We start from the raw sequence: 3,189 nt of genomic DNA, 5'->3' as shown, positions 1-3,189 counted from the left end.
CTTGCGTGATCTGTGTAATGCCATCCACCAGGTCTACAAGGAATACAATCTGGCGCGCATCACCACCGATATGTACCTGTCGAAGATTGAACCGGCGATGCTGCCTGCGGACGCCTGGGCAAAAATGGCACACCGTCAGGTGGAACGCTGCCCGATTGATGATCTGGAAGGGCGCATCACCGCCATTCTGGTTACACCCTATCCGCCGGGTATCCCATTGTTGATTCCCGGTGAGCGTTTTAATAACACCATCGTGCGTTACCTGAAGTTTGTACGTGACTTCAATGAACGCTTCCCCGGCTTTGAAACCGATGTACACGGCCTGGCGCGGGAAGTGGTGGAGGGTGTGGAAGGCTACTACGTGGATGTAGTTAAAGAGGACTGAGGTTTGGTTCTTTCCTGACACAAAAAAATCAGAAAAACCCCAGCAGGCATACTTCCTGATGGGGTATTTTTTTTACGCTACTCCACAGTATTCATAGTCAGGCTTTGACGCTGCGGCCTGTTGGCTGGTCTATGATGCAGTATTCTATAAGTTCAACGCACTATAAATTCAGGTTATTCAAGGCGATACATTAATATTATGGCTAGAAAAATACTAGGTTTGAAGGCTAAAAGAGACATAGATTCCAAGCTCGCCGACGAAGTTGAAGATCAATTCTCTAATGATCCTGAAAAACGTTTTTTAAATGGCGTTGCTATTCATCCTTCCCCACGCATTTATTTAGAGCCTGGTTCCAGGCAGCCTACTGTGCGAGCGATGGATTTGATTACGCCCATTGGGATGGGTCAGCGCGGGTTGATTGTTGCACCGCCAGGCTCTGGCAAAACGACGATGTTAAAGCATATCTGTCAGGCCGTGGCAGCAGCTTATCCTGATATAAAGCTGTATGCCTTGCTGATTGATGAGCGCCCTGAAGAAGTGACAGATTTTAAGCGCAGTGTTTCGGCAGAAGTACATGCATCGTCTTCAGACGAAAATTACACACAACATGCCAGGGTGGCAGATAAGCTGCTTGAGACGGCGCGTAAGCAAGCAGGTGACGGTCACAATGTGATGATTGTGATTGATTCTCTTACGCGACTCTCGCGAGTTCATAATGCCGAGCAGCGGGGCAATGGTCGCACCATGTCGGGTGGACTGGATAGCCGAGCGATGGAAATACCACGAAAACTGTTTGGTGCTGCGAGAAAGATCGAAAACGGCGGGTCGCTCACCATTCTCGCCACCGTGCTGGTGGACACGGGAAGCCGTATGGATCAGGTGATTTTCGAGGAGTTCAAAGGTACGGGCAATATGGAAATTGTGTTATCCCGGGAAGTGGCAAATCAACGGATTTTCCCTGCGATCGATATTGCCAAAAGCAGCACCCGTCGGGAAGAGCTTTTGATTGATGCAAGAGATATAGAAAAAGTAAGGGCATTTCGTCGCACTTTAACAACCCTTGAGCCGGTAGCAGGCGCGCAGAAGTTGCTTGAGTTATTGAAGAAATACCCAACTAATGCCGAGCTTTTAGATGCTTTTTCACCCACCTAATGGTTAGAAAGAACCTTGACCCTGGCCGAGTCAGTGCTCATTGAACCACTACATTCAGAGCTTCGGTAACCGCTGCTTGCAGTGAGGTGGTGGGGCGACCGATCAACTGGCTAAGCTGATGGCTGTCATCAAACAGTCCCCCTTTGGCGGCACCGGTATCCGAGTCGGCCAGCAGCCCGGCAAAAGCCGGTGGCAAACCTACCTGAATCAATGCGTCACAATAGTCTGCTTCAGACAGATTCTGATAACTGATGTTTTGACCTGTCTGACGACTCACTTCAGTAGCCAGCTCGGCTAGGGTGTAAGCAGTATCTCCAGCCAGCTCATAAGTTCTGCTGCCTTGTGGTAACTCACCGGTCAGGGCTTTGGCTGCTGCTGCGGCATAATCGGCACGGCTGGCTGAAGCAATGCGACCTTCACCGGCACATCCCAGCAACTTGCCATGAGCCAGAGCGGCAGCAAGTCCACCGGTATAGTTTTCGGTATACCAGCCGTTGCGTAATACCAGTGTATTCAGCCCAGATACCTGCAACAGGGCTTCAGTAGCACGGTGTTCTTCGGCCAGTGCCAACGGAGAGGTATCAGCATGCAGCAGGCTGGTATAAGCCAGTAGCTGAACACCGGCCTTGCTGGCTGCTTCAATAACATTACGGTGCTGGTCAATCCGCTGACCAATGGCGCTTGATGAGATCAACAGCAGCCGTTCGACACCCTCAAAAGCTTTGTTGAGAGTGGCCGGTTGATCATAATCCACTTGGCGGACACTAATACCCAGTTTAACAAGCTGTTCGGCCTTGCTGGGATCACGAACTCCGGCAAGGATTTGATCCTGGCTGACTTCAGTCAGCAGTTGTTGAATAACCAGTTGACCCAGTTGGCCTGATGCTCCGGTGACAAGAATCATTGATATTTCTCCTGATGTTTTTGGACGACTCGGGTACACTAGCATCAGTGCTAATTAAAAGTAAGTACGTACAAAAAGGTAAGTGATGATGACTGAGATAGACTCGGGTGATCAGGCAGAAAATATGGACAACAAGCGTTTGACTGCAAGAATGGATCGGGGTGAACTTTTTGCTGAGCGTTGTCCTTCCCGGCAGGTGTTAAACCATGTGACCAGTCGCTGGGGTGTGCTGGTTTTTGTGGCATTGCTGCAGGGCACACACCGTTTTAGCGAGCTGCGCCGCAAAATTGGTGGTGTCAGTGAAAGAATGCTGGCGCAGACCCTGCAGAATCTGGAGCAGGATGGTTTTGTACAACGAGTGGCTTACCCGGTGGTGCCACCACATGTGGAATACAGTCTGACCGAGATGGGGCAGGAGGTTGCTGTACAAGTACAGCAGCTGGCTGACTGGATTGAAATCAATTATACGCGGGTGCTGGACTACAGGGCAGAAGAGGAACTGAGCTGAATACAAGGCAACCGGACAGGTGGGTAGTGCCTGCCCGGTTCTGCTGTTTAGATGATTCCTGCTTCTCTGAGATGTTGCAGAATCAACCTCGGTGCCTGTTCAACGGATGCCAGTGGCAGTTGTTGGTGTTGTTCCTTGTGATGGATTTCAGCCAATAACGACTGCTGATCTCCAGCGCTGGCAGTGAGCAACAAGAGTCCTTTGTTCAAAAGCCAGTGCTCCAGAGCACTTTGCTGACGA

At 50.4% G+C, this 3,189-nt stretch carries 4 protein-coding genes and 1 pseudogene; 3 read left to right on the top strand and 2 right to left on the bottom strand.

Going from position 1 to position 3,189, the window contains the following annotated elements:
* Together IBX50_RS18980 and rho are read left to right on the top strand one after the other, a co-directional pair.
* A pseudogene (locus tag IBX50_RS18980) lies at positions 1–385 on the top strand (lysine decarboxylase); the annotation flags it as partial.
* 198 nt (positions 386–583) lie between these two features.
* Positions 584–1,537 (top strand): transcription termination factor Rho, encoded by a 954-nt coding sequence (rho, locus tag IBX50_RS18975; RefSeq protein ID WP_292257965.1) that lies wholly within the window; start codon positions 584–586, stop codon positions 1,535–1,537.
* A 37-nt stretch (positions 1,538–1,574) separates the two neighbouring features.
* Here rho and IBX50_RS18970 read toward each other — a convergent pair whose 3' ends face one another.
* Complete coding sequence (locus IBX50_RS18970; RefSeq protein WP_292257964.1) at positions 1,575–2,441, bottom strand: SDR family oxidoreductase; 867 nt, start codon at positions 2,439–2,441, stop codon at positions 1,575–1,577.
* Positions 2,442–2,529: 88 nt separating this feature from the next.
* Here IBX50_RS18970 and IBX50_RS18965 point away from each other — a divergent pair, with 88 nt between their 5' ends.
* Positions 2,530–2,949, top strand: coding sequence for a helix-turn-helix domain-containing protein (locus tag IBX50_RS18965; protein WP_366930754.1), 420 nt, complete (start codon positions 2,530–2,532; stop codon positions 2,947–2,949).
* Between the two features lie 47 nt (positions 2,950–2,996).
* Here the strand turns inward: IBX50_RS18965 and IBX50_RS18960 are convergent.
* The coding region (locus IBX50_RS18960; RefSeq protein WP_292257963.1) for a hypothetical protein at positions 2,997–3,189 on the bottom strand (193 nt) is incomplete at its 5' end.

The organism is Marinospirillum sp., from assembly GCF_014859565.1.
Note: the sequence above shows the minus strand (reverse complement) of the source record. Positions and strands in the feature narration are given on the sequence as shown.

Coding starts and splice junctions, on each gene's coding strand:
- IBX50_RS18970 (WP_292257964.1), bottom strand. CDS start 2,441: ATGATTCTTGTCACCGGAGCATCAGGCCAACTGGGTCAACTGGTTATT.
- rho (WP_292257965.1), top strand. CDS start 584: ATGGCTAGAAAAATACTAGGTTTGAAGGCTAAAAGAGACATAGATTCC.
- IBX50_RS18965 (WP_366930754.1), top strand. CDS start 2,530: ATGACTGAGATAGACTCGGGTGATCAGGCAGAAAATATGGACAACAAG.